Genomic DNA, 22,825 nt, shown 5'->3' with positions numbered 1-22,825 from the left:
GCGCGAACTCCCTCGGTGCCAACTCCTACTGTGCCTCGATGGCATCAGCGCTGACGACGCTGAGACCGACACTGTCGGTGGGCCGTGATGCAATCGTTCCATGATCTCAGGCGGCGCCGTGGGCAGCACGACGGGCGGAAAGAATGGTGGTGCGGCCACGCTCGTGCGCGCCCCGAAGGTGCCCACACACCGTCGCACCTGGGACGGGTCCGCGGCCCGCTTGCTGGCCGCCGACACGAATGCGGTCTCGGCGGCGGCAGAGGGTGCTGCAGCCTGGAGGCCGTGGCAGGTCATCGGCGGCCCGGGGACAGGGAAGTCCTCGCTGGTTGCCGACTACGCGGTGTCGAGAATTGTCACGGGTGATCCCGAGTCCGTGCTCGTCCTCACGCAGTCGAAGCGCGCAGCGACGGCAATGCGTGAGCAGATCACCGGCGGTCTCTTCGCGGGGGAGCACGCAATGCGCGCCACACGTGAACCGCTCGTTCGGACCGTGCACTCCTATGCTTTCGCGGTGCTGCGTCTGCAGGCAGCTATCTACGGCAATCCACCACCGCGGCTGCTGACCGGAGCCGAACAGGACGCCGTCGTCCGTGAAATGCTGCGCGGCGATATCGAGGACGGTGCACCGGATTGGCCGGATCGTCTGAGGCAGGCTCTCGGAATGACCGGCTTCGCCACGGCGGTAAGAGATCTGATGTTGCGCGCAGCCGAGCGGGGAATCGGACCAGAGGATCTCGTCAAACTCGGCCGCACACACTCGCGTCCCGAATGGGTGGCGGTCGGGAAGTTCGCAAGTCGGTACGAGCAGGCAATGCTGCTGCGCGGCACGGTCGGCGTCGAGGCCGCCGGTGCATCGGCACCCGGCCTCGACGCTGCCGAATTGATCGGGAGCGCGTTGATGGCGTTCGCCACAGACCCCGATCTCCTGCACTCTGAGCGTGCGCGCATCAGACATCTTGTCGTCGACGACGCCCAGCATCTGGATCCTCACGCGGCGCAGTTGATTCGCCTCGTCGGCAGCGGCACCGAATCCACCGTCGTGGCCGGGGACCCGGATCAAGCAGTGTTCGCATTCCGCGGCGCCGACCCCACCTTCATCGCCGATCTTGCCGACCCGGGCGCCGAACGCCGGGTGGTACTCGAGCGAAACTTCAGAAGTGCACCTGCTGTCGCGAACCTGACGGCGACCATCGCCAGGAGACTGCCGGGCATCGGCCGTCACCGCGGCGCGGAGGCGGTCGCGGATTCTCGCTACGGCGAGCCGCGGACACTGGTGGAGGTTCTGCCGTCGGCTGCCAAGGAGGCATCCCTCATTGCCGACGCCATGCGCCGTGCGCACCTCGTGGACGGAATGCCATGGTCCGAGATGGCCGTCGTCGTGCGCTCGGTACCGCGGGTCGTGGCTCCGCTACGCCGTGCTCTGCAGGCAGCAGGTGTGCCGATCGTGACACCGGCGTCGGAGCTTCCTCTGCATCGTCAGCACGGCACAGTTGGACTGTTGTTGGTTCTGCGGGCTCTCGTCGACCCAACGTTCGACGGTGAGGACGCCCTGGCGTTGCTGTCCGGACCGATCGGTGGCGCCGACCCGGTCGGACTCCGTCGGCTGCGCCGCGGGGTTCGGCGAGCCGAGCTTTCGGCGGGTGGCGATCGCGATTCGGCCGAATTGTTGCGCGAGGCGATCGCCGCGGTCGGAGTGCCTGTCGCATCCGACGGAACGCGGGCTGGGTCCGCATGGATCGCGACATTGTCCGACGTCGAATCCGCCCCGCTCCGCAGAGTTCTCGGGGTCGTGCGCAAGGCGCATGCAGTAGCTCGCCGGGGTCGCGGCGTGGAGGATGTTCTATGGGCGGCATGGCAGGCATCGGGGCTCGAGAAGCGGTGGTCCTCGATGTCGGCGTGGGGAGGGTCGGCCGGAGCACAGGCAGATCGGGACCTCGATGCGGTCGTGGCGCTGTTCGAATCCGCCGCGTCGTACGTCGACCGTCTGCCGCAGGCGCGACTGGCAGGGTTCGTGGATTACATTTCACAGCAACAGATTCCAGCGTCCAATGCCGGAAGATCTGCGGTGGCGAAAGATGCAGTGACCGTGCTCAGTGCGCACTCCGCCGCCGGGCGTGAATGGGAACTCGTCGCGGTCGCTGGCGTGCAGGAGGGGCTGTGGCCAGGACTCCGAGCGCGAGGGAGCCTGCTGGGTACGGAGACTCTCGTCGACCTTGCCTCGGGAATCGTGGATGCTGGAAAGCCGCTGGACTCCACGTTGTCCAAGACTGCTCCGCTGCTTGCGGAGGAGCGGCGGCTATTTCTTGTTGCGTGCAGCCGAGCTCGCGCAACACTTCTCGTGACGGCTGTCGATTCGAGCACCGGAGACACCGACCTGGTCCGGTCGAGGTTCCTCGATGAACTCCGCGACATCGGGAACGACGACGAAACGGACCTCCCGCCCGAGGTCGAGCCGCAGGTCGCCGGCCGCATCCTTGCACTTCCGATGCTCGTCGCGGAGCTGCGCAGCGTTGTATGTGATTCGACAGTCGCCGACAAGGACCCGGCCAAGGCGGCACGTGCCGCCAGACAGCTGGCCCGTCTCGCGGATGCCGGTGTGAAGGGCGCTCATCCGCGGGATTGGTTCGGCGTCGCGGGCGTCAGCACCGATGCGCCGCTGTGGACACCGGACGACGGTCCGGTCCCGTTGTCGCCGTCGACCGTCGAGCAGCTGACCACCTGCCCGCTGCGATGGATGCTCGACCGGCACGGTGGGAACGACGGGTCGAACACACACGCAATCACGGGCACGCTCGTGCACACTCTGGTTCAGGCAGTGGCCGGTAAAATGCCGCCGGAGCAGGTCCGGCGTGCACTCGAAACAGCATGGGATGCAGTAGATCTCGGTTCGAAATGGTACTCGCGCCACGAACTGGATCGTACCGGGGCAATGCTCGACACCTTCGAGAAATGGCTCGGCGGGACACGAGGCGAACTCACCGAGGTCGGCGTCGAGGTCAAGGTGGAGGGCATTCTGGAATCACGCGTGGACGGTGAACCTGCGGTAGCTCTACGGGGCCGGATCGACCGCCTCGAGCACGATTCGGACGGTCGTCCGGTGATCATCGATGTCAAAACCGCGAAGACCGTCATGTCCAAGGAAGACGCGCGCAACCACAACCAACTCGCCACCTATCAGGTTGCAGCCGCAGCGGGAGCTATCGAAGGTGAACCGGCGAACGAACCAGGCGGTGCACGACTGGTGTTCGTCGCGAAGCCGCACAACAAGGACGGCGCCACCCAGCGAGTGCAGGAGGCACCGACGCCGGAGAAGCTGCAGGAGTGGCGCGACATCGTGCATCAGGCCGCAGCAGCCACCCAGGGACCGACATTCGCGGCTCAGGTCAACGACGGGTGTAGGCATTGTCCGGTGAAATCCAGTTGCCCGGCACACGAGACAGGAAGACAGGTGACCGAAAGTTGAGTACAGGGGTGGTCACCGGTCGGCGCCGCAGGCGCACCGATCTCGAACCGCGAATCGATCCGATCGAGCTCTCTCGCGCCCTCGGTCAGAAGCATCCGCCGACCGAGGAGCAGGCCGCAGTCATCGCGGCACCGCTCGGCCCGACTCTCGTCGTGGCGGGCGCAGGCGCAGGTAAGACCGAAACGATGGCGGCGCGTGTCGTGTGGATGGTGGCCAACCAGTTCGTCGAACCGGACAGCGTTCTGGGCCTCACCTTCACTCGCAAGGCGGCCCAGCAGCTCACTTCGCGCATCAGAATGCGGTTGGCGCGGCTTGCGGGTTCCGACGTGGTGCGTGCCCTCGATCCGAGTCTGGGGCTTCGCGAACGAATCCTGACCGGTGAACCAGAAGTGAGTACCTACCACTCCTACGCAGGCCGGTTGCTCACCGAGCACGGATTGCTACTGCCGATCGAACCATCGGCGACGCTGCTATCCGAGACCGAGTTGTGGCAGTTGGCACACCGTGTGGTCAGCACCTGGGACGGCGACCTGGATACCGACCGCAATCCCACGTCGATCACCGAAGCGGTATTGGCGCTTTCCGGCCAGCTCGCCGAGCACCTCGTCGATCCCGACGACCTGCGCGTGGCGCACACCGACCTCGACCAACTCGTCCACACACTGGCCCCGGGACCTGGCCAACACGGTGGACCGACCAAATCCCTGCTGGACATGCTCGACGCACAGCACAAGCGAGTTGCGCTGCTGCAGTTGGTGGAGCGCCTCGCGCAGACTCTCCGGCGTGAAGGCGCTCTCGATTTCGGGAGCCAGATGTCGCTCGCGGCCAGGGTCGCAGCCGAACACCGCGAGGTCGGACGCGCAGAGCGCGAGCGTTTCAGGCTCGTACTCCTCGACGAGTATCAGGACACCGGCCACGCCCAGCGGGTGTTGCTGTCCTCGCTGTTCGGTGGCGGGACCGATTCGACCCTCGCGCTCACCGCCGTGGGTGACCCGATGCAGTCCATCTATGGTTGGCGGGGTGCTTCTGCCGCGAACCTGCCGCGCTTCGCGACCGACTTCCCGCAGGCGAACGGGAAACCTGCGCCACGACTGGAGTTGCTGACGAGCTGGCGGAACCCTCCGGAGGCGCTCGCGTGTGCCAACCACATCACCTCGCCGTTGCGTCAGAGCGGGGTTCGAGTCCCCACGTTGCGTGCTCGTCCCGACGCAACGCAAGGTGACATACGGTTGTCCATGACCACAACGGTCGTCGCCGAGAGAGACTGGATCGCCGACCGAATCGCCGCGGAATACCGCCTCGCACTCGACGTGGACAAGCCGCCTCCCACTGCAGCGGTGCTGGTACGCCGAAATTCCGACGCGGAACCCATTGCCGACGCGCTTCGCAGTCGAGGACTGCCGGTCGAGGTGGTGGGACTCGGGGGACTGCTGCACATTCCAGAGGTTGCCGATGTGATCGCGATGCTGCGACTGGTTGCCGACCCCATGGCTGGCAGTGCCGCGATGCGCATTCTCACTGGATCGCGATGGCAGATCGGTGCGGCCGATCTGCGGGCACTCTCACGTAGGTCGCAAGAACTGGGAATACGGGGCCGTCGTGGAACCTCCGGCAGTGTGGACGACGCAGCAGCCCTGGACGCTGCGTTGGAGAGCTCGCTACCCGGAGAGCACTCCGAGGAGGCCGGTCTCGCCGACGCCATCGCCGATCCCGGACCCGCAGAACGCTATTCCGAGAATGGATACGGACGGATCTGTGCGCTCGCGGCTGAAGTGCATTCGCTCAGAGATCGGATCGGTCAACCGCTGACCGAGTTGGTCGCCGACATCGAGCGGTCGATGGGAATCGGAATCGAGGCCCAGGCGCGGACTTCGATCACCGCCGACGGATCCGTCGGTCGTGAGCATCTCGACGAGTTCGCGGTAGTCGTTGCGGACTACTCGGACAACCCCACCGCGACGGTCACCGGGTTTTTGTCTTTTCTCGCGGCGGCCGAGACCGTCGAAGACGGCTTGGCTCCCGGTGAGGTCGAGGTCGCTCCGCATCGAGTCCAGGTGCTCACGGTCCATTCCGCCAAGGGCCTCGAGTGGGAAGTCGTTGCAGTCCCGCACGTATCCAAAGGCGTGTTTCCGTCTTCGACGGCATCCTCGACGTGGCTTGGTGCAATGGCCGAACTTCCCCCGATTCTGCGAGGCGACCGCGCAGTGGTGGACGGCGACGGGAACATGTCCGAAGGCGTACCCGTCCTCGAACTGGAGAACATCTACAACCGCAAAGACCTGCAGAACGCTATCGACGCACACAAGGACGCGCTGGCTCGGCGCCGGTTGGCCGAGGACCGCCGATTGTTCTACGTAGCGCTGACCAGAACCGAACGAGTCCTGCTCGTATCAGGGCACCACTGGGACGAGACAAGTAGCAAACCCCGTGGTCCCTCGGATTTTCTGTCCGAGTTGAAGACACTCGTCGATCGTGGCGCGTCCGGGGATGACCCGATCGCTGTTGTCGACGAGTGGGCCGTAGCGCCGGAGGCGGGTGCGCAGAATCCACTCGCCGCGCAGCCACATTCGGCGCTGTGGCCGCGCGATCTGCTCGGCGGCAGACGTGCAGCCGTCGAGAGTGGTGCCCGAGCGGTACTCGACGCATTGGGCCGTCCCGAGGATCCGGACGCGCTGCAGTCGAGCGATGGGCGCGAAGACGAGGATCCCGAGAACTGGGCGGCGGACGTCGAGGCATTGCTCGCCGAGCGTGAAGAACGCGCCCATATCGGCGTGCGCGTCGCGTTGCCCGAAAACCTCTCGGTGAGTCAGTTGGTCGACCTCGCCGCCGATCCCGACGCTCTTGCATCGAGGCTCCGCCGGCCGTTGCCGTTCCCTCCGAACCCGTTGGCGCGCAGAGGAACTGCTTTCCACGCGTGGATCGAGCGTCGGTTCGGTGCTACCCGGTTGCTCGATCTCGACGAGTTGCCGGGCTCCGCCGACACAGGTGCTGCCTCCGACGTCGACCTGGAGACGTTGCAGCAGGCGTTCCTCGATTCGGAGTGGTCACTGCGAAGTCCTGTCGAGGTGGAAGTGCCGTTCGAGACCTCGGTGGCCGGAACCGTTCTTCGTGGCCGCATCGACGCCGTCTTCGCCGACTCGGACGGAGGATGGACCGTGATCGACTGGAAGACGGGCAAGGAACCAACCGCGACCGAGGAGAAGTCCGTCGTCATGCAGTTGGCGGCCTACCGAATCGCGTGGGCGGAGTTGATGTCGGCCGCGCGGCCAGAGTCCGGACAGGTCCCGCTCGACATGGTGCGCGCCGCGTTCCACTACGTCCGAAGCGGACGGACTATCTCTCCGGTCGAGCTTCCTGATGCACACGCATTGGCGGCGCTGATCGAGGGAACCGACGATGTCGAGTTCGATGATGTCGAGTTCGGCGGCGTCGGGTGAGCGGCACGGCCACCGATGGTGGTTCTCGTCACGGCGCGTTACGGCGAGCCTTCAGTGCTTCCGTCACCAACGGAATCTGCAATGGAAGGCGTGCCAGCACTGCAGCTTTCGCTACCGAGGATGTTCTCGGGCTGCTCACGTACCGGCGTGCCATGTCGATGTTGGCGGGAAACACGGCCACGAACAGGGCGGCGGCCAGCGCGCCGCCGATGCGCCGGGTACGTGGAACCGCGAGGCTCGCGGCAACGGCCAATTCCGCCACTCCTGACACCTGTGTGTACATGCGCGCATTGCCCGGGAGTGCCCGTGGTACCTGCATGTCGAAGAACTGTGGGCTCGTGAAATGCAGGACGCCGGCGCCGCCCAACAACACAGCCAATCTCACCGCAGCAGCCTGACTTGTGCGCTCTGTCATGGCTACACCGTGTCACACCTGTCGGGGGCGCACGTGCTCGTGTCGGACGACCGCCGGCCACCAGCCGATGTCGACTTTCGGGTCGGCGCGGGCTAATCGGCGAAATGGGGTTACGCTGCCTGCCGTGGAGAGTGGACGAGGTGAGTAGACGACGTGGCAGGTAGATTGCGCGATCGCTTGACGGCCGGCGATACGCTGACCGACAAACCGGACTTCGCGCTGGTAGGTGTTCTGCGAGTTCCCGAGTTCGAATCGAGTCCGTGGCGAGCGATCTACAAGCGGGTCCTCATGGCGCTGGGGATCCTATTCCTCGCGGCGTTCGTGGTGTACCTCGACCGCGACGGCTACAGCGACAGCCAGAACGGCGAACTTTCCTTCCTGGATTCGTTCTACTACGCGACCGTGTCACTCTCGACCACCGGCTACGGTGACATCGCCCCGATGAGTCCGTCGGCCAGACTGGTGAACATTCTGGTCATCACACCTCTGCGAGTGCTCTTTCTCATCTTGCTCGTCGGTACGACGCTGTCGGTTCTCACCGAGCGGTCACGGCAGGCATTCAAAATTCAGCGATGGAGGCGCAGCGTGCGCAATCACACCGTGGTCATCGGTTTCGGAACCAAGGGCCGCACAGCCGTCGATGCGATGATCGGTGACGGTCTTCCAGCTTCGGAGATCGTCGTCGTCGACACGGATCAGACGGTCCTGGATTCCGCGTCGAGCATGGGGTTGGTGACCGTGCACGGCTCCGCGACCAAGTCCGACGTGTTGAGGTTGACCGGCGCTCAGCACGCGGCCGCGATCATCGTCGCGACCAATCGAGACGACACAGCAGTGCTGGTGACTCTCACCGCGCGTGAGATCGCGCCTAAAGCAAAGATCGTGGCAGCAATCAGGGAAGCGGAGAACACGCACCTACTCAGACAATCCGGCGCCGACTCCGTGGTCGTGTCCTCGGAGACCGCAGGCCGCTTGCTCGGTATTGCAACCACGACGCCGAACGTGGTGGAGATGATCGAGGATCTACTTACTCCCGAGGCTGGATTCGCGATCGCCGAGCGTGAAGTCGAGCGCGACGAGGTGGGCGGATCTCCGCGGCACCTGACCGACATCGTGCTCGGCGTCGTGCGCGGCGGCAAGCTCTTCCGCGTCGGATCCCCTGAGGTAGATGCTGTCGAGGCAACAGATCGACTCCTGTACATCCGCCGCGTCGGAGAGTAGCCGGAAGCGCAAGTAGGGTCGTATTCGTGCCACGATTCGAACTCGCCTCACCACCGCTGCTTTCTCGATCTCCGTTGAACCGTGCCGAGGAGTTGCGTAAGGATTCCGCGGCTCTGCAAGCGGGTTGGTCGGACGCCGAAGTCTTGCAGGTCGACCACCGCGGTCGGCTCCGAGTCGACGAGTCAGGGCTGGTTTACACACCGGCGATCGAGGTCGCAGCGGATCCGGTTCCCGATGCTGTCTTCCTCGGAATCCACAGAGGTCGCCATCTGTGGGCGCAGCGAGTCGGCGCGCTGACCGGCACCCTCGAGGATCTCCGAACCGCAGGCGAAAATCTGGACGAAACCCAACTGTCGATTCTGACGAGCGCGCTGGCAATCTTGAACTGGCACGCCAGTGCTAGTTTCAGTGCACTGGACGGCGCCGCTACGACGCCATCGTCGGCGGGGTGGTCCCGAACGAGCACATCCAACGGTCACGAGGAGTTCCCTCGAACCGATCCCGCCGTGATCTGCCTTGTTCACGACGGTGCTGATCGAGTCTTGTTGGCACGCGCTCCCGCTTGGCCGGAACGTCGGTTCTCGGTGCTCGCCGGTTTCGTCGAGGCAGGCGAATCGCTCGAGACATGCGTGCTACGCGAGATCAAGGAAGAGGTCGGAATCACTGTGTCCGACATCGCCTATCTGGGTAGTCAGCCGTGGCCGTTTCCCCGATCGGTCATGATCGGCTTCTCGGCGAAGGCGGATCCCGATGTCCCGCTTCGGTTTCTCGACGGTGAGATCGCCGAGGCGCACTGGTTCCATCGCGACGAGGTTCGCTCGGCACTCGAATTGGGCGACTGGGCAAGCGACTCCGATTCCCGGTTGCTTCTGCCCGGTTCCATCTCCATTGCGCGCGGGATGTTGGAGGCCTGGGCAGCGAGCAGAAGCTGATACTCGTCAGAGGCCGAGCGATCGCTTCACGGCTGCGAGCGTCGGGTTGGTAGCGGTCGAACCGTCGGCGTAGAGAACCGTCGGAACCACGTGGTTGCCGCCGTTCACGCTACCGACGAAGTCGGCCGACTTCGGATCATCTTCGATGTCGATCTCCGCGTAGACGATGCCTGCTTCGTCGAGCTGGGTCTTCAGGCGTCGGCAATAGCCGCACCACGTCGTGGAGTAGACGGTCAGTGCCGTGGCGTTCTCGGATGCAGTGTTCTCGGTGGTAGTCACGTGAGGATTCAACACGTCGGCTGGAACCGTTGTTCCATCTGGCCTCGATCAGCGCGGGAGGGGATGAGCGCCGGGAGGGAAAGAAGACTTGTCGGGGCCAGCTGACATGATGGACGCCATGTCTGTGGATTCGATGACCGCCGGGTTGGATCCCGAACAGTCGGCTGCCGTGGCTGCGCCACGCGGGCCCGTATGTGTGCTCGCCGGTGCCGGAACAGGAAAGACGCGCACCATCACCAGGAGGATCGCGCATCTCGTCTCGGCCGGGCACGTATCCGCCGGTCAGGTCCTCGCGGTGACGTTCACCGCGCGTGCGGCGGGGGAGATGCGCGGCAGGCTGCGCGAGCTGGGAGTCGGCGGCGAGGGTCCGCCCGTTCAGGCACGTACATTCCACGCTGCGGCGCTGCGGCAGCTCAAGTATTTCTGGCCGCAGGTCGTCGGCGATACGAGCTGGCAGCTGTTGGATCGGAAGTTCGCTCTCGTGAGCCAATCTGCGCACCGCGCGGGAGTGTCGACGTCGACCGATTCGGTGCGTGATCTTGCCGGCGAAATCGAATGGGCAAAAGGATCGCTGGTCGCCCCGGAGGACTATCCAACGGTGGCTGCGCGACTTCGCCGTGAGGTGCCTATGGACGCCGCGAAGGTTGCGTCGGTATACGCAGGGTACGAAGACCTCAAGTCGCACGGCGGCGACGGAATGCTTCTCGATTTCGACGATCTCTTGTTGCACACCGCCGCAGCTCTCGAGGAGCATTCGGCGGTCGCCGACGAGTTTCGCGAGCGCTACCGCTGCTTCGTCGTCGACGAGTACCAGGATGTGACTCCGCTCCAGCAGCGGGTACTCGACGCGTGGCTCGGCGAGAGAGACGATCTGACGGTAGTCGGGGATGCGAACCAGACGATCTATTCGTTCACCGGGGCGACTCCGCGCTACCTTCTCGACTTCTCTCGGCGCTTTCCGGACGCGACTGTCGTGCGACTCGAACGGGACTATCGATCCACACCGGAGGTTGTCTCGTTGGCCAACCGGGTGATCGGTGCCGCTCGAGGACGCATTGCAGGTACCCGGTTGCAGCTGATCGGGCAGCGCCCGGCGGGACCGGAGCCGGAATTCTCCGAGTACGACGACGAACCGGCCGAAGCAGATGGTGTCGCTCGCGCCATCAAACGATTGATCTCGAAGGGCGTTGCGCCCGCGGAAATTGCCGTCCTCTATCGGATCAACGCCCAGTCGGAGGTGCACGAGCAGGCGTTGACCGAGATGCACATTCCGTACCAGGTCAGGGGTGGCGAGGGTTTTTTCAACAGACCTGAAGTGAGGCAGGGTATTTCGGCCCTCCGTTCCGCATCGGGGCGCGATGATCTTCCGGAAGAATCCAGGCTGGGCGAAGGTCTGCCCGCGCTCGTGCGTGCGGTACTGGCGCCACTCGGGCTGACCGCCACCGAGCCGTCCGGTGCACAGGCGCGTGAGAAGTGGGCGTCGCTCGGTGGTCTCGTCCAGGTCACCGAGGAGCTTCTCGTCCAGGATCCGGAGTTGAATCTCGACACCTTGCTGGTCGAGCTGGCGGCTCGCGCCGAGGCTCGGCACCCTCCGGTGGTTCAAGGTGTGACGTTGGCATCGCTCCACGCGGCGAAGGGCTTGGAGTGGGACGCGGTGTTTCTCGTAGGTCTTGCAGACGGAACCCTGCCGATCTCCCATGCGCTGGGCAACGATCCGAGCGCCAACAACGACGCTGCCATCGAGGAAGAACGCCGACTGCTTTACGTAGGCGTCACGAGGGCGCGGGAGCACCTGCACCTGTCGTGGGCCCTCGCGCGCAACGAAGGCGGACGCAAGTCACGGCGCAGATCACGATTCCTCACCGGACTCATACCCGAGGATTCACCGGCCTCGCGCATCGCGGCTCCGCCGAGCAAGAAGTCCGGCCCCAAATGCAGGCTGTGCGGAAAGCCGTTGCTCGGAACGGCGGCGACCATGCTCGGACGCTGCGAAAGTCATCCGAGTGATGTCGACGAAGCATTGCTCGATGCACTGAAATCGTGGCGGTTGGACAAGTCTCGAGAGTTGAAGGTGCCGGCGTATGTGGTTTTCAGCGACACCACGCTGACGGCCATCGCCGAACAGCAACCCCAGGACGATCGAGGGCTAGTGGCGATTCCAGGAATCGGCGCCAAGAAGCTGGAGCGATTCGGCGAGGATGTGCTGACTGTCGTACGAGAATCGTCGACTGCGTAGCGGAGAAACCGCAGGTAGAAAATAACTTGTGCAGTTCGTACCATCAGGTTTAGTCTGTTTTCACCGCTCACGGGAGACCGCGAGTTCACTTGCCCGCATAACGAGTTCGGAACAGGAGGTGGAGAGAAATGAAGAATCAACTTTTCGTGTCGGCCGGTCGCTTGACGTCCGATGCTGTTGGTGCGCCTGATGTTCGGGTCATGACTGTCGTCGGCAGCTCCACCTGCATCCCTACTGCGAGATTCGGTATTGCTGACGGATTTGCTGTCGCCGCGCCGGGAACCGGTGGAGTCTCCCGCATTTTCGGTGACTCCATCCTCGGCGCCAAAGCACCCGCAGCCGGGAATCCGTCTGCCACAGCAGCGGTAGCGGATGCACTGGAGGCAGCCGCGCTGTCCCTAGCGCAGTGGTCGGCCCTCCCCGCACGCGCCTACCCATCAGCAGCCGCCAAAGCAGCAGCCGCCAACCCCGCAGCACGTCATCGCCTCGCACACGCGACGTCCGTGATCGAAGAACCTGCATCGAGAGAAGTCTCGACAGAGTAATTCGATTCGCCTTCCCCGGCCACGGACCCGCATACGCGGACCGTGGCCTTTTTCGTTCGGTGAGTCCCCTCGGATTCGAACGTTCGGCCCACATGGTTCGCAGAATTTTTCTTCACAACCGTAAACACGCCGTACGAAAAGTAGAGGAGACCGACGTGTCAACCGTCACGGTCCGGACGACATGCCGATACGAATCCGAATCCGAAATCGACGCAGTGACGCTGTGTTCGATCGATGCGCAGATCGGAGCAGCACACAACGCCGGCATCGAGGTGCCGTGCCGCGCCGCAGACCCCGATCTGTGGTTCGCCGAGACCCCAGGAGAGTTGGAGCGAGCGAAGGCGCTGTGTGCCGAATGCCCGATCCGTCGTACCTGCCTGAGCGCAGCACTCGACCGCGCTGAGCCGTGGGGAGTGTGGGGCGGCGAGATCCTCGATCAGGGCGTCGTCATCGCACGGAAGCGGCCACGTGGACGTCCGCGCAAGCACCAGCAGGTCGCCTGAGCGTCCACAAGACCCACACCCGGTTTCTCGGGCGAAGTCGGTCAGGCTTCGTCCGAGAAACCGGGCATCCATTCCGTCAGGATCGACATGTACGGCGCGTACGCGTCGAGTTGTGCGCAAATTCCAACCAGGCCACCGAGGACTCGGAAGATCATGACGTACTCGGCCGGCATGTTCAGTGCGCGGACAGTACGGAACTGCGCGCTGTCGAATTCGGTCGCAGTGCCCGCGGCCTTCTGTAGCCACGATCTGGTGAAATGAAACGAGTCGGTCCTGATCGGATCGGTGAAGGGCCGCAGATAGTCCGAGATCTCCTTGGCGGTGACCGTTCGACCTGGGATGACGAACCCGTGGTTCGTGCACAACTCGACCAAGTCGTCGAATTGCTCGTCGCGAGCCAGACGAACCATCTGTCCGAGAATGGGCGGCAGCCCGTTCGGCATCGGCGCAGTCGCGCCGTAGTCGATGACGCCGAGTCGCCCGTCGGCGAGCATCATGAAGTTACCGGGGTGCGGATCGGCGTGCAGGAACGCCGCTCGTGCGGGAGCAGCAAATGCGAACAACACCAGAAGCTCGCCGGCAGCGTTGCGTTGTTCGGCTGTGCCGTCGGCGATGATCGACGACAGCGGGGTGCCCGTCATCCATTCCGTGACCAACACTTTGGGTGCACTCGCGACGACGCGGGGAACTGCGAACTGGGGATCGTCGGCGAATGCCGACGCGAATGCTCGTTGACTCGCAGCTTCGATGCGGTAGTCGAGTTCGTCCTCGGTCCGCGCGATCAATTCGTCGAGCACGGGCTTGACGTCTGCGCCGGTGAAGATGGTGCTGAACGTGTTTGCGAAGCGGGACATGGTCTTCAGGTCTGCACGCAGGGCGTCGTCGGCGCCCGGATACTGCACCTTCACGGCGACGTCGCGTCCGTCGGACCATACGGCCCGGTGAACCTGGCCGATGCTGGCGGAGGCGACGGGAGTGTCCTCGAACGACGTGAAGCGTGATCGCCACGCGGTGCCCAGTTGGCGGTCGAGAACTCGGTGGACCTTGGCAGCTGACAGAGGCGGCGCGTCTGCTTGCAGCTTCGTGAGCGCCTCGCGATACGGTTCGGCGAACTCCTCCGGTACGGCGGCCTCCATGACGGACAGTGCCTGTCCGAATTTCATTGCGCCGCCCTTGAGTTCGCCGAGAACCGAGAACAGCTGTTCGGCAGCCTTGGCGGCGAGGTCGGTATCGATTTCGTCGCGATTGCCGCCGGCCAGCTTCTTCCCGAAACCTACTGCGGCCCGGCCGGCGATGCCGATCGGGATACGGGCGAGCTTGGCAGTTCGGGCTGAACTCCGGCGTGGAATGTCTGACACGCCTCCATCATGTCGGACCGAGCCGGATCTTGCCCACACCGCAGGCCAGAGCGCTAGTGACAACCATTTCTACACGGCACAGTCGCATCGGGGGTGGCGCGTCCACCTCCGGCGGTTCATGAGGTGGGCTCGTAGATCGATCTCCATCGTCGTATCGGCCAGTGGAGCGTGACGGCCGTCGACGAATGCTTCGATCTGGGCAAGCGCGACCGCGGCCGTGGCCAGCACCGTCGGCTTGCTCGCGTGACCCACTCGCCCCAGGAGCTGTGCCGACACATGAGGCCATCGTGGATCGAGACTGCCCCTGGTCAAATCCGCGCAGCGCAGGCAACTCGTGGTTCCGGGCAGAACCAGCGGTCCGACGATTCCGACGCCGTCGCGCAGACGTACCTGAAGATGCGGCGTTCTGCTACGGACCAGGCCGGTCACCACTCGTGGATCCGGCGCCATGTCGTCGGTGAGGACGGCGATGTCGCACCCCGGTTCGTTTTCGGGAACGATCAGCTGCGCCGGGGCGAGGGCCGACTGTCGAAGAGCGACGGTCGCCGACGGAGTGAGGCCTGCCACGACCGCGTCGGTCAGTGGACCTCGTCCGACTACGTGCACGGTCGTGGTCTCGATGCTCGAACCGTCTCGAACCGGTGGCGCAACTGCACCCTCGACGAGTAGTCCCGCTTCCGAGAGTTCGGCCAGAAGGGTCGACATGGAGTTGGCCGAGAGGCCCACGGTGCCCGCACACCAGATCATGTGCGCCCGGGAATGAACTCCATCGAGTCTTCGCAACAAGTCCAGTACGACGTGTGGGGCGATTCCGGACGGGGGCGTGACGAGATATGACTGCTCCGGATTCCACCCGATCCGGACGGTTCCGTCGCGCTGAGAGAAGACCGGTACCCGCAGTTTCGGTCGGCGGAGCATCGAGGTGTGCACACGAAGGACAATGGCACAGCCGAGGTCGTCTACTGCCGGCCGCAGAGCCGGTTATCCACAGGGGGTAGGGGCCTCGAACAGGTGGTCGGCACAGAAAACGGGGTGTGGCGAAGAAAATCGCACACACCCCGCCCGGAGCCGAAACTCAGGTTTCGTTCTCCTCGTTCTTGCCGCCGTCCTCTTTGTTCGACTGCTCTCGTGCCGAACGTTCCTGCGCCTCGGTTGCTTCGAGTTGTGCGATCGGGTCGTCGAAGTTGCTCGAACCGCCGCCGACGACGCCGTCGATGAAGCTTGCCGGATCGTCGAGGTCGGAGGACACGGGCAGGAGGTCGGGATGCGCCCATACTCCGTCACGTCCGTCGATTCCTGCGGCCGACGTGAGAAGGCGCCACAGCGCGCCTGCCTCACGCACTTTGCGCGGACGAAGCTCGAGACCGACCAACGTCGCGAAGGTCTGCTCGGCCGGGCCACCCGACGCGCGGCGCCGTCTGATGGTTTCGCCGAGAGCGATTGCACCGGGCAGCCTGTCTCCCAGTGCGTCGGCGACCACGGTCTCGACCCAGCCCTCGACCAAGGCGAGGAGTGTTTCCAGCCGTTCCAGCGCTTGCTTCTGCTCCGGTGTGGTCTGCGGTTCGAACGAGCCTTGCTGGAGGATTTCCTCGATCTTCGACGGATCGGTCAGCGAGGCGGGGTCGAGCCCGGACGCCGCTTCCTCGATTGCCGAGAAGTCCATGCGGATTCCTCGGGCGTACTCCTCGACGGTCGCCAAGACGCGCTGACGAAGCCACGGAACGTGGCTGTACAGCCGTTGGTGAGCAGCCTCCCGGGCGGCAAGGAACACCAGCACCTCGCGCTCGGGCTGTTCGAGGCCCTCGGTGAATGCGGCGATGGCCTCGGGCAAGAGCGCCGAGACACCGCTCGGACCGAGTGGAATACCGATATCGGTGGAGGTGAGAACCTCTTTGGACAGTTGACCCAGTGCCTGGCCGAGCTGGGAACCGAAGGCCATGCCACCCATCTGTGTGAGCATGCCCATCATCGGCCCGGCCATCTGTTGGGCTTCCGGGGGCAGTCCGGCGGTCCACATTCCGGAGATCTGCTCTGCGACCGGGTCGCAGAGGCGCTTCCAGGTGTCGATCGTGTTATCGAGCCAGTCGCCTGGGTTCCACGCCGCAGTCTTCGACGCGCCGGCAGGCAGCGTCGTGGACCCGTCGAGCCAGAGTTCCGCGAGATGCGCTGCCTCGGCGACGGCATCGGCTTTGCCTGCGCCGACAGGGGAGATGTTCCCGATCTGTTGGCGTGCCAGTTGCTTGGCGAGGTCGTAGTTGACCGGGCCCGAGGACGCCCCGCTCGCGCCCGGTGCGCCCATGCCGCTGAGCATCTGTCCGAATTGGGTGAGCATCTGTCCCAGAGCCGCGGGGTCGAATCCCTCGCCGCCGAAGCCGAACCCGCCGGGAGTACCACCCGACCCGTCGCCGCCTTGATCCTTCTTCTTGTCGGGATCCTCGTCGGAGCCTCCGAAACCAAAATTGCTCATAGGTCAACGGTACAAGGCCTGGACGCGAACAGCACCGCTGGTGATCACGCTGACGGCGAACAGACCGAACGGCGATCGCGCCGTTCGGGAGGGGTCTCACATGGTTGTCACAGTCGGCGGTTCTAATGTTTGTCGGGTGAATCGTAGGATTGCCACTCTCGTCGCCGCCTTGGTGCCCGTTGTCGTGCTCGGCGTCGTGGGAACGGTCATCACTGTTCCGTTCGCGGCCTTGGGCCCAGGACCGACCTACAACACGCTCGGCGACGCAGACGGTGCGCCCGTCGTTCAGATCGACGGAGTCGATGTCGACCCGACCACAGGGCATCTGAACATGACCACGGTGGCGGTTCGCGATCAGCTGAACATCTTCGAAGCGTTCGGCTTCTGGGCGAGCGGACGACAAGGCCTCGTCCCTCGCGAAGAGGTGTACCCGCCGGACAAGACGAAGGAAGAGGTCCAAGAGGGCAACCAGGCCGACTTCGAGCAGTCCGAGGACAGTGCGGAACTCGCCGCGCTGCATCATCTCGGCCTGCCGATCGTCCTCGTAGTCGGCGCCGTTGCTCCCGACGGACCGGCTGCTGGTCTGCTGAACGACGGCGAGCGGTTGGTGTCGGTGGCGGGCGAGCCGGTGGACTCGGTCACGGCCGTGCGCGAGTCGGTAAGCGCCCGATCGCCAGGAGACACCATCGACATCGTGGTGGAGAAGGACGGCATCACGCGAACCGAGTCGATCGTCCTCGGCGCACGGCCGGACGATGCCCAGCGGGGCTATTTGGGAGTGACGCCTGCCGAGGAACCCGACGTACCGTTCACAGTCAAGTTCAACCTCGCAGACGTCGGTGGTCCCTCTGCCGGACTGATGTTCAGTTTGGCGGTGGTGGACAAGCTCAGCCCGGGCGAGCTGAGCAACGGTGACTTCGTTGCCGGTACCGGCACGATCGACTCGAATGGCGTGGTGGGTCCGATCGGCGGGATTCCATACAAGCTCATCGCCGCACGAGAGGCAGGCGCGACGACCTTTCTCGTTCCCGCGAGCAATTGCGACGAAGCGGTGCAGAACGCCCCCGATGGGTTGCGCCTGGTCAAGGTCGACTCGCTCGACGGGGCCATCGATTCGCTCGAAGCAATCGGCGTCGGTGAAGAGGTGCCGAGCTGCTGATCTCCTCTTGTCAGCTACCAAGTCGACGTCGGTCAGTCGTCCTCGACCAGATCGAAGGTGGCGTGGAGAGCGCTGACGATGCCCGGGGCCAGATTTTCGTAGATCAACAGTTCGATGGGCGCGAACGGGTCCGCGTCCTCGTCCGGTTGCATCTGAAGCAGTGTCAGCGACGGTCCGTCTTTCAGCACGGCGGCGACGAGGCGACCGTCCTTGCGTTCGGGGTGGGTGTGCGCGGCATGCCGGGCCGCATCGTCGGCTGCGTCTCTGTCGGCGAGGAGGGGGACGAGGGCGTCGTCGAGTGCCGATTCGGCAGTGGGCGGCAACACGACGATCTCCTGAACGATTGCGCACCCCACGACACCTTCCGGCCAGGTGGTGGTGGCGAGGAATTCGTCGAGCGCGCGTGAGCCTCCGCTGATGTCCTCGGGGAGGGAGTGTTGCTGGATCGGAGTCAGAAGATCACCGTCGGCGAGCTCGTCGAGGAGTCCTGGTTCGGCGGCAGCCAACAGTGAGGTCGGTACGAGCGCGAACAGTTGGGGAGGCTGGTGCCATCCCTCGCTGTCGACGAAGTCGACCACCTCCCGGGCGCATCGGGCCAGGGCATCGGAGAGTGCCTCGGTGTTCGGGTCGGGGTCCACACCGTCACGGAACAGGTCGTCGCTGAAATCGCTCACCGCTGAATCATCCCATTGCTGCCGCATCTTCCCGTTGGTGCATCGGCGTATCGCGGACCGCAGCTGCGTCGGACCGTCGAGGCGCCGCCGAAGGGGTGTGAGCGAGTAGGGGATGCGTTCCGTACAGTGGTCCTCAAATCGGACACGCGACGCACGCAGTGCGCCGCGGGACCCCATCAGCGATACCTAGGTGTATCGCCCGAAGTTGGAGTGTGGCACGTGGGCATGAGGGCCCCCACCGGTCTCCCGTCGCTGTCGCGGCGCGCCCGGATATTACTAGTTCTGGCCTTGGTCCTCGCAGCATTGCTGCTTGTCGGTCCTCGCCTCATCGACACCTACACGAACTGGCTGTGGTTCGGGGAGGTCGGATTCCGTCAGGTGTTCACGACCACGCTGCTGACGCGACTCGTGCTGTTCCTGATCGCCGGTGTGCTCGTGGGCGGTGTCGTTTTCGTGGCGCTGCTGCTTGCTTACCGCAACCGTCCGGTGTTCGTTCCCGTTGCCGGGCCGAACGATCCGATCGCGCGATACCGCACGACGGTCATGAGCCGGCTGCGTCTCTTCGGAGTCGGCATCCCGTTGGCCTTCGGTTTCATCTCCGGTCTCATCGCGCAGTCCAACTGGGTGACGGTTCAGCTGTTTCTGCACGGTGACGATTTCGGAGTCACGGATCCGCAATTCGGATTGGACATCGGTTTCTACTCGTTCGACTTGCCGTTCTACCGGTTCGTGCTGAACTGGCTTTTCGTGGCAACGTTGATCGCGTTCTTCGCGAACCTGTTGACGCAGTATGTTTTCGGCGGAATTCGACTTGCGGGCCGCGAGGGTGCGCTGACGCGTGCCGCGCGAGTCCAGCTGGCCGTATTGGCCGGTGCATTCGTGTTCTTCAAGGCCATCGCTTACTGGCTCGACCGGTATTCCTTGCTCTCCAGCACCCGAAAGGAACCGACTTTCTCCGGTGCCGGCTTCACCGACATCAACGCAGTGTTGCCTGCAAAATTGATTCTGCTGGCAATCGCATTGATCTGTGCTGCAGCGTTTTTCGCCGCGATCTTCCTGCGTGACCTACGGGTCCCCGCGCTCGCGACAGCATTGCTCGTGCTGTCCTCGATTCTCGTCGGCGCTGTGTTCCCACTGCTGATGGAGCAGTTCTCCGTACGTCCGAACGCTGCGGAGAAGGAGCGCGCCTACATCGAGCGAAACATCACTGCGACCAGGGATGCGTACAAGATCGGCGACGACGTCGTCGAGTACCAGGACTACTCCGGCGAGGGATCGCAGAATCCACGCGAGAGCCAGGCGGATATCACGACCATCGCCAACACGCGTTTGCTCGATCCGAACGTGCTGTCGAGAACCTTCACTCAGCAGCAGCAGCTGAAGAACTTCTTCGGTTTTCCCGAGACGCTCGATATCGACCGCTACGAGATCAATGGCCAGCTGCAGGACTACATCGTCGCTGCGCGTGAGCTGTCCCCGGAAAGTCTGACGGGCAACCAGCTGGACTGGATCAACCGCCACACGGTGTACACCCACGGCAACGGATTCGTCGCAGCGCCTGCGAACCGTGTGAACGCTGCGGTGCAGGATCCCACGTCCGAGGGTGCCAACAGCAACAGTGGTTACCCGATCTACACCGTCAGCGACATTGCGTCGGAAGGGACCGAACAGGTCATCCCGGTCGACCAACCCCGCATCTACTACGGCGAGGTCATCGCGCAGGCCGATCCTGACTACGCGATCGTCGGAGCAGCCGAGTCCGGCGACCGCGAGTACGACACCGACGACTCGAACTACACCTACACCGGTGCAGGTGGTGTCTCGGTAGGCAACTGGTTCAACCGACTTGCCTTCGCCGCGAAGTACGGTGAGCGCAACATCCTGTTCTCCAGCGCGATCGGCAACGATTCCAAGCTTCTGTTCAATCGTGATCCACGGGATCGAGTGCAAAAGGTTGCGCCGTGGCTGACCACCGACACCGACTCGTACCCGGCGGTCGTGGACGGCAAGATCGTATGGATCGTCGACGGATACACCACATTGGAGAACTACCCCTACGCTCAGCGTGCGTCCTTGGACGGGCTCACCGTCGACAGCGTGGAGCCGACGACGGGTAGACCGCTTCCGCGAGAAGAGGTCTCCTACATCCGCAACTCCGTCAAGGCGACGGTCGACGCGTACGACGGCACGGTGACGCTCTATCAGGTCGACGACAACGATCCGGTCCTGAAGGCATGGATGGGCGTGTTCCCGGATTCGGTTCAGCCCGAATCTGCCATCTCGGACGAACTTCGTTCGCACTTCCGATACCCGGAGGATCTGTTCAAGGTCCAGCGCGAGATGTTGGCGAAGTACCACGTGGACAACCCGAACGAGTTCTTCACCAACAACGCGTTCTGGTCCGTTCCGAGCGACCCGACGAGCAACAGCGGCGCGGGCAGTGAATTCAACCAACCTCCGTACTACGTGCTGATCGGCGACCCTGACACCGGTGAGCCGTCGTTCCGTCTGACGAGTGCCATGGTCGGGTTCAACCGAGAGTTGTTGGCGTCGTACATCTCGGTCCGATCCGATCCGGAGGACTACGGGAAGTTCACGATTCTGCAGCTTCCGACCCAAACTCAGACTCAGGGTCCGCAGCAGGCGCAGAACTCGATGACCTCGGATGCGCGTGTGGCGTCGGACAGAACCCTGCTCGAGCAATCGAACGAGCTGCAGTACGGCAATCTATTGACGTTGCCCATTGCCGACGGCGGAATTCTGTACGTCGAGCCGTTGTACACCTCACGGAAGAATGCTTCGACGTCCACCTTCCCGCAGTTGACGAAGGTGCTCGTCAGCTATCGCGAACCCGGCTCCGAAGGCGGAGTTCGCGTCGGTTACGCAGCCAGGTTGTCGGAGGCGCTCGATCAGGTCTTCGGCTCGGGAACGGGTACTGCTGCTACCGCTCCCGGCGGGGAAGCTGCCGATCCGCAACCGACAACGGAGACGACACCTCCGGCGAGCGGGACTCAGGGCGGTACGGAAGCGGCGCCTGCTGCACCTGCACCGGCTCAGCAGGGTCAACCGACGGCAGCAGAGGTGCAGCGGCTCAACTCGGCTCTCGCCGAAGTCAGGTCGGCGCAGCAAAGCGGCGATCTCGGCAGGCTGGGCGACGCGTTCGATGCGCTGCAGGAAGCTATCAACGCGTACAACGCCAACTGATATTCGACCCGGTACGGCAAAGCGCCCGCCGTCACTTCACTGAAGTGACGGCGGGCGCTTCGTCTATGTGGCGGTCAGTCCAAAAGACCTCGAGCTAGCGGCCGATCGACGCGAGAACAGGTGCGTTCGCGCTGACGAGCTGCTCGAACTGAGCGCTCAGGCCGTACTGAGCAGCGAGCGCGGAGGCGGCGTCGAAGCCCTGCTGCGCTGCTGTGGTTGCCTGCTCGGCTGCCTGCTGGGCCGGCGCCTGGTACTCGGGAGCGACGGGGGCGGCCGGTGCTGCCGGTGCCTGCTGGACGGGAGCTGCAGGAGCTTCTTCGGGCTCGGAAGCCGAGGTTCCGGTGGTCAGGTTCTTGCCACAAGTGGGCCATGCGCCGGGGCCCTGGCTCTGCAGGGTGTTCTCTGCGACGCGGATCTGCTCGGCCTTGGAGGCGTTGTGCGGCGATCCGCTGCCACCGTTCGCGGTCCAGGTGCTCTGTGAGAACTGCAGGCCGCCGTAGTAGCCGTTGCCGGTGTTGATGTTCCAGTTGCCGCCGCTCTCGCACTGTGCGACACCGTCCCAGTTGTGCTCGGCTGCGCTGGCGGTACCCACGGACAGGCCGAGGGGGATCGCTACGACGGCGCCGGTGACGACGGCCCATCCGAGTGCACGCTTGGCGAAATGTGTTTCTGTGGTCATACGGGGTAAATCCTCTCCGCGCTTGCCGTCGCAACCAGCCGTAGGACACTCGACTGCGAGTGTGCGTCCTGTGCACCTGTTCGAGAGGCCGTCCCGAGGAGGTGCGGCGTCGTACGTGTTGCGGCTCTGCCCCCGTGCGTTTCGGGGATCCACTCCCGCGGGGCAGAGCAATGCAGCGGCGGGGGTGGTACTGACCCTGTGTTTTAGGGCCGACCGTGAAGGTAGTCGAGGAATTCGGTGGCGTCACACTAAG

At 64.2% G+C, this 22,825-nt stretch carries 16 protein-coding genes; 9 read left to right on the top strand and 7 right to left on the bottom strand.

Translation table 11 applies throughout. The features are described from left to right. Nucleotides 1-100: 100 nt before the first annotated feature. Together ACODSO_RS09385 and ACODSO_RS09380 are read left to right on the top strand one after the other, a co-directional pair. A complete protein-coding gene (locus ACODSO_RS09385; RefSeq protein ID WP_489036627.1) occupies nt 101-3,463 on the top strand; it encodes an ATP-dependent helicase in 3,363 nt (1,120 codons plus the stop codon). After that, nucleotides 3,460-6,900, top strand: a complete 3,441-nt coding sequence (locus tag ACODSO_RS09380) for an ATP-dependent helicase (RefSeq protein WP_489036625.1) — start codon at nt 3,460-3,462, stop codon at nt 6,898-6,900. Before ACODSO_RS09385 ends, ACODSO_RS09380 begins: the two co-directional genes overlap by 4 nt. 28 nt (nt 6,901-6,928) lie before the next feature. On the opposite strand, the gene ACODSO_RS09375 is transcribed toward ACODSO_RS09380, so the two are convergent. Beyond that, entirely contained in the window at nt 6,929-7,315 is a 387-nt protein-coding gene (locus tag ACODSO_RS09375; protein WP_489036624.1) for a DoxX family protein, read from the bottom strand. A gap of 153 nt (nt 7,316-7,468) precedes the next feature. Here ACODSO_RS09375 and ACODSO_RS09370 point away from each other — a divergent pair, with 153 nt between their 5' ends. Both ACODSO_RS09370 and nudC read left to right on the top strand, forming a co-directional pair. Beyond that, nucleotides 7,469-8,536, top strand: a complete 1,068-nt coding sequence (locus ACODSO_RS09370; protein WP_068368778.1) for a potassium channel family protein — start codon at nt 7,469-7,471, stop codon at nt 8,534-8,536. A 26-nt stretch (nt 8,537-8,562) separates the two neighbouring features. Continuing rightward, entirely contained in the window at nt 8,563-9,468 is a 906-nt protein-coding gene (nudC, locus tag ACODSO_RS09365) for an NAD(+) diphosphatase (protein ID WP_489036622.1), read from the top strand. A 6-nt stretch (nt 9,469-9,474) separates the two neighbouring features. Here the strand turns inward: nudC and ACODSO_RS09360 are convergent, their stop codons facing one another. Further along, the gene (locus tag ACODSO_RS09360; protein WP_489036620.1) at nt 9,475-9,747 is read right to left on the bottom strand and encodes a mycoredoxin; all 273 of its coding nucleotides are present in this window, start codon (nt 9,745-9,747) and stop codon (nt 9,475-9,477) included. A gap of 106 nt (nt 9,748-9,853) precedes the next feature. On the opposite strand from ACODSO_RS09360, the gene ACODSO_RS09355 reads away from it, so the two are divergent. From ACODSO_RS09355 to ACODSO_RS09345, 3 genes are all read left to right on the top strand, one after another. Further along, nucleotides 9,854-11,983: an ATP-dependent DNA helicase UvrD2 gene (locus tag ACODSO_RS09355; protein ID WP_489036719.1), complete on the top strand. Its 2,130-nt coding sequence runs from the start codon at nt 9,854-9,856 to the stop codon at nt 11,981-11,983. A gap of 128 nt (nt 11,984-12,111) precedes the next feature. Continuing rightward, entirely contained in the window at nt 12,112-12,528 is a 417-nt protein-coding gene (locus ACODSO_RS09350; RefSeq protein WP_489036618.1) for a hypothetical protein, read from the top strand. Between the two features lie 155 nt (nt 12,529-12,683). Beyond that, nucleotides 12,684-13,031, top strand: coding sequence for a WhiB family transcriptional regulator (locus tag ACODSO_RS09345; RefSeq protein WP_489036616.1), 348 nt, complete (start codon nt 12,684-12,686; stop codon nt 13,029-13,031). Nucleotides 13,032-13,072: 41 nt separating this feature from the next. Here the strand turns inward: ACODSO_RS09345 and ACODSO_RS09340 are convergent, their stop codons facing one another. From ACODSO_RS09340 to ACODSO_RS09330, 3 genes are all read right to left on the bottom strand, one after another. Beyond that, a complete protein-coding gene (locus ACODSO_RS09340) occupies nt 13,073-14,389 on the bottom strand; it encodes an ABC1 kinase family protein (protein WP_068368787.1) in 1,317 nt (438 codons plus the stop codon). A 69-nt stretch (nt 14,390-14,458) separates the two neighbouring features. Further along, nucleotides 14,459-15,319 carry a hypothetical protein gene (locus tag ACODSO_RS09335; protein WP_489036615.1) on the bottom strand — a complete coding sequence of 287 codons (861 nt, stop codon included), beginning with the start codon at nt 15,317-15,319 and terminating at the stop codon, nt 14,459-14,461. 145 nt (nt 15,320-15,464) lie between these two features. Continuing rightward, nucleotides 15,465-16,856, bottom strand: a complete 1,392-nt coding sequence (locus ACODSO_RS09330; protein ID WP_489036614.1) for a zinc-dependent metalloprotease — start codon at nt 16,854-16,856, stop codon at nt 15,465-15,467. Nucleotides 16,857-16,992: 136 nt separating this feature from the next. Between ACODSO_RS09330 and ACODSO_RS09325 the strand changes: the two genes are divergently transcribed. Then, complete coding sequence (locus ACODSO_RS09325; RefSeq protein WP_489036612.1) at nt 16,993-18,015, top strand: YlbL family protein; 1,023 nt, start codon at nt 16,993-16,995, stop codon at nt 18,013-18,015. A 32-nt stretch (nt 18,016-18,047) separates the two neighbouring features. Here ACODSO_RS09325 and ACODSO_RS09320 read toward each other — a convergent pair whose 3' ends face one another. Continuing rightward, nucleotides 18,048-18,689, bottom strand: coding sequence for a PPA1309 family protein (locus tag ACODSO_RS09320; protein ID WP_068368851.1), 642 nt, complete (start codon nt 18,687-18,689; stop codon nt 18,048-18,050). A 219-nt stretch (nt 18,690-18,908) separates the two neighbouring features. Between ACODSO_RS09320 and ACODSO_RS09315 the strand changes: the two genes are divergently transcribed. Further along, complete coding sequence (locus ACODSO_RS09315; RefSeq protein WP_197480557.1) at nt 18,909-21,893, top strand: UPF0182 family protein; 2,985 nt, start codon at nt 18,909-18,911, stop codon at nt 21,891-21,893. Nucleotides 21,894-21,987: 94 nt separating this feature from the next. On the opposite strand, the gene ACODSO_RS09310 is transcribed toward ACODSO_RS09315, so the two are convergent. Further along, nucleotides 21,988-22,572 (bottom strand): transglycosylase family protein, encoded by a 585-nt coding sequence (locus tag ACODSO_RS09310; RefSeq protein WP_489036610.1) that lies wholly within the window; start codon nt 22,570-22,572, stop codon nt 21,988-21,990. Nucleotides 22,573-22,825: the final 253 nt, after the last annotated feature.

The organism is Rhodococcus sp. FG69 (assembly GCF_057808915.1).
This window is presented reverse-complemented; position numbering and strand designations above follow the sequence as displayed.